The sequence below is a fragment of the Delftia sp. ZNC0008 genome (genome assembly GCF_000799035.1).
GTDB lineage: Bacteria > Pseudomonadota > Gammaproteobacteria > Burkholderiales > Burkholderiaceae_C > Comamonas > Comamonas tsuruhatensis.
This window is the reverse complement of record NZ_JTKZ01000811.1, coordinates 1-4,067: the sequence shown is the minus strand read 5'-3', so window position 1 is coordinate 4,067 and position 4,067 is coordinate 1. Positions and strand designations below refer to the sequence as shown.

The 4,067-nt window shown below is 65.4% G+C and carries 3 protein-coding genes; 1 reads left to right on the top strand and 2 read right to left on the bottom strand.

All coding sequences use genetic code 11. The features are described from left to right. Positions 1–1,704 (bottom strand): trypsin-like peptidase domain-containing protein (locus L995_RS25995; protein ID WP_047474193.1); only part of this gene is annotated, 1,704 nt, incomplete at its 3' end. Positions 1,705–1,907: 203 nt separating this feature from the next. Between L995_RS25995 and L995_RS25990 the strand changes: the two genes are divergently transcribed. Then, positions 1,908–3,350 (top strand): NAD-dependent succinate-semialdehyde dehydrogenase, encoded by a 1,443-nt coding sequence (locus L995_RS25990; RefSeq protein WP_047474191.1) that lies wholly within the window; start codon positions 1,908–1,910, stop codon positions 3,348–3,350. Between the two features lie 44 nt (positions 3,351–3,394). Here the strand turns inward: L995_RS25990 and L995_RS25985 are convergent, their stop codons facing one another. Continuing rightward, entirely contained in the window at positions 3,395–3,916 is a 522-nt protein-coding gene (locus L995_RS25985) for a GNAT family N-acetyltransferase (RefSeq protein WP_047474188.1), read from the bottom strand. Between the last annotated feature and the right edge of the window lie 151 nt (positions 3,917–4,067).

The following is a 4,067-nucleotide window of genomic DNA, read 5'->3' as shown; positions in this document are numbered from 1 at the left end:
CTTCACCTGGTTGCGCTCGAAGGCGTCGATGGTGAAGAAATGCGCGCTTGTATTTCTATTGAAGAAGCGGAATACGGGATCCAGCCCTTGTTGCATTTGGGTGGATGCATAGAAGGCCACGTTTTCATACTGGAAGGCCGGATAGGTTGCAATCACCTGATCGCGCTCTTGTGCATTGGCTGTATAGAAATGCGCACCGGTGACCCGATTGAAGAAGCGATAGACGGGGGTACGTGTCTGGGAGGTGCCGGTAATCGGGTCTGCTGCAAGCCATTTCTGAACATTGGGAAACAGCAGATCGAAGCGTCCATAGATGGACATGCCGCCAGAGGCAGGGCAAGTCTGGTCGTCGCCGCCATAGAGGACCCCGGCCAAACGTCCTTCCACGAACATGCCCGAGCCGCTGCTGCCTCCTTGCGTCAGCCCTTGATCCCAGTTCACCAGGTTGAAGCCACCGCTGACATTGGCGCATTTCATCATCCCTTCGCTGGAAGGCTCGCATGAGACTGATCTGGAGACTGTGCCGAAACTGATTTTCTGCAGATCGCCTCGGGGATGGTGGATGCCCACCATGCTGGTGCCACCAGCCACTGTCTGGCTGGTCCAGCCTGCAAACACCGCACCGGCTGGGGGCGCATCGTTGAGGCGCAGCAGTGTGGAATCGTAGTCCGCCGTCGCATAGAGCAAGGTGGCACCGTTTCGCAGCACCCTGTTTGCGGATGACAACGTGCGACTGTTGCAGGAGGGCGTGCGATAGAACCAGGAGGTTTCCAGGGTGGAAGCCACTGTCTGGCTGCTGATGCAATGGTTGGCCGTAATGAAGTAAGGCGTGCCGGAAGCGGCCTTGTCATTGAGCAGCGTACCCGTGCACAAATAGCCCGCACCGTTCTTCACATAGAGCATGCGTGCTACGGCATTGCGTTGTGTGCTGTAGTTGTCGTAGCAGGTGGAGTCCAGATTGCAGGACAGGGACTCGTTGAGCTGGGCCGAGAACTGCATTTCGCTTTCCAGCGGAAGCGAAAGGTTCTCGTGGATATGCATCACGCGCGGGATGGCGATGCGCAGAGCGTCGGCGGGAATGCCGGGTGGCAGTTCGATCTCCAGCGTCACCTCGTCACCGCCAGTGTCCGGCGTCCACCAGGTGCGACCATCGGTGGTTTTGTCTCCCGCCTCCAGATTGGCCTGCAGACCCTGCAGCACGCGCTGGCCGGCGATCTCGTAGGCGCCCGCACGATGGTCACGCGCATAGACGCGCAGCAGCGCACTGCCTGGCAGTTGCTGCATCTCGACGCCCATGCGGATGCCGTAGGCGCCTTCCGAACGCAGGCTGACAGCGGCCACCAGGCCGCCCGAGGCCGTGGAGTGCCATTGCAACTGCGAGGCCAGCGCGTCGGTCGTGGCCGTCTGTGTGCTCAGTCGCTGCGCGCCCACCTGCATGGCGCCGTCCTGCGGGGCCGATGCGGCGTGGTACTCCTTCCATGCGCCCAGTTCCACGCGCAGTGGTGTGACCTCGGAAGGGGCGGCCAAGCTGCGAGATGCCAGAAATTCCCGAGGGGAGTTCAGAGGCTGGACATGGTGGTCCACGCTCATGGCGGGGTAGGCAGATTCCTGCCCCCATGCCAGCCCCAGGCTGCCTGCGAAGGCGAGCGCCAGCGCGACGCTGCGCAAACCCCTGCGCGCAGTGGTGTCGAAAAGATCGGTCATGAGCTCCCTCTCAACGGATTGGTGGATATTGCGAAACCCGGGCATTTTAGGTGTTGTGTGCGTGACAGCCCGGTGACGGCAGGGCCGTCCGGCGCTTCCTAGAATGGTCGCTGCGCTGCAGCGGCAGCCGGGTGCGGACACTGCGAGCGCCGTGCCTGCCCCACACATCTGCCCCCTGTCATCTACCAAGGATCTGATCCAGCATGAGCCACTCCTACTCCGACACCCAACTCCTGATCGACGGCCAATGGCAGGACGCCGCCAGCGGCAGGAAGATTCCCGTGCGCAATCCGGCCAGCGGCGAGGTCATCGGCCATGTGGCCCATGCCGACGTGGCCGACCTGGACCGTGCGCTGGCCGCCGCTCAGCGCGGCTTCGAGACCTGGCGCAAGGTCTCCGCCCATGAGCGCGGAGCCGCCATGCGCCGTGCCGCAGCCCTGCTCAAGGAGCGGGCCGACGAGATCGCTGCCCTGCTGACGCAGGAGCAGGGCAAGCCGCTGGCCGAGGCCAAGGGCGAGATCCTGGCCGGCGTGGGCATCATCGAATGGTTTGCCGACGAGGCGCTGCGCGTGTATGGCCGCATCGTGCCCTCGCGCCGTCCCGAGGTGCAGCAGCTGGTGATCAAGGAGCCCGTGGGTCCCGTGGCCGCCTTCACGCCCTGGAACTTCCCCGTCAACCAGATCGTGCGCAAGATCGGCGCGGCGCTGGCCACAGGCTGCTCCTTCCTGTGCAAGGCGCCCGAGGAAACGCCGGCCGCGCCTGCCGCCCTGTTCAAGTGCTTTGTCGATGCCGGCGTGCCCGCCGGGGTGGTGGGCCTGGTGTTCGGCGATCCGGCCCAGATTTCCTCCTACCTGATCGCCCATCCCGTGATCCGCAAGGTCACGTTCACGGGTTCCACGCCCGTGGGCAAGCAGCTGGCGGCGCTGGCCGGTCAGCACATGAAGCGCTCGACCATGGAGCTGGGCGGCCACGCGCCGGTCATCGTGGCCGAGGATGCCGATGTGGCGCTGGCCGTCAAGGCGGCGGGGGCGGCCAAGTTCCGCAATGCAGGCCAGGTCTGTATCTCGCCCACGCGCTTTCTGGTGCACAACAGCGTGCGCGAGGAGTTCACACGCGCCATGGTGGCGCATGCCGAAGGCCTCAAGGTCGGCGATGGCCTGGTGCAGGGCACGCAGATGGGCCCGCTGGCCAATCCGCGCCGCGTCACCGCACTGGCCCATTTCATCGAGGACGCGCAAAAGCAGGGCGCCAAGCTGCTCACGGGCGGCGGCTCCCTGGGCGACAAGGGCAACTACTTTGCACCCACGGTGCTGGGCGATGTGCCGCTGAGCGCCGAGATCTTCAACCAGGAGCCTTTCGGCCCCGTGGCTGCCATCCGCGGCTTCGACGATCTGGGCGATGCCATCGCCGAGGCCAACCGCCTGTCCTATGGCTTGGCCGCCTATGCGTTCACGCGCTCCATCAAGACCGCTCACCAGCTGGCGCAGCGGGTCGAGGCCGGCATGCTGTGGATCAACCAGCCGGCCGTGGCCTCGGCCGAGATGCCGTTCGGCGGCATCAAGGACTCGGGCTACGGCTCCGAAGGCGGACCCGAGGCGCTGGAGGCCTACCTGGTCTCCAAGGCCGTGTCCATTGCCGCCGTGTGATCATGGCCGGCTGAACGATGAACGGCCTCTGAGGGGGCCGTTTTTCATGGGTGCGGCTTGCGCGCGGGAATGCGGTAGATGACGGCCGCGTACTTGGGCCGCTGCTGCTGCTCCACGACGACTCCGCCCAATCCTTCGGCGATGCGCCGGCTGGCCGTGTTGGCCTCGGCCACCGGGTAGCTGAAGGACTGCGGGGCGAAGGTTTCTGCGGCCCAGGCGGCCAGGGCGGCAACGGCCTCGTGGCCATGGCCCTGGCCATGCGCGTCCTCGCGTATCCAGATGCCGAGTTCGGGCTCGGCATCGCGCGCGCGGTGCAGGCCCAGCAGGCCGGTGAATCGGCCTGACGCGCGCTCGCGCAGCGTGAAGTTGAAGTCCGTGCCGGCTGCGATCTCCCGCAACCATCCGCGCCAGACCGCCTCGAAATCGGCAGGCGCCGATGGCGGCTCGAAGGACAGGTAGCGCGTCAACGTGGGCGTGATGCAGGCAAAGGCCTCATCGGCATCGGCGGCAGTGAAGGGGCGCAGCGCCAGGCGCTGTGAGGTGATGGTGGTGTCGCTCCACGTCATGGATGCTTTCCTCGCAACAGGGGGACAGAGAGCGTGGGGCGCTGCCGGCCTGGGCCGGCCTTAGCCGTTCATTCTGGCATGGGTCCGTGCTTCAGCCGGCATTGCGGAAGAAGGCTTCGTGCTGCGCGATCTCATGCGCGGCATGACGCGG

What these genes read in the sequence shown, in the direction of transcription:
- L995_RS25990 (WP_047474191.1), top strand. Translation starts at nt 1,908, where the DNA reads ATGAGCCACTCCTACTCCGACACCCAACTCCTGATCGACGGCCAATGG.
- L995_RS25985 (WP_047474188.1), bottom strand. Translation starts at nt 3,916, where the DNA reads ATGACGTGGAGCGACACCACCATCACCTCACAGCGCCTGGCGCTGCGC.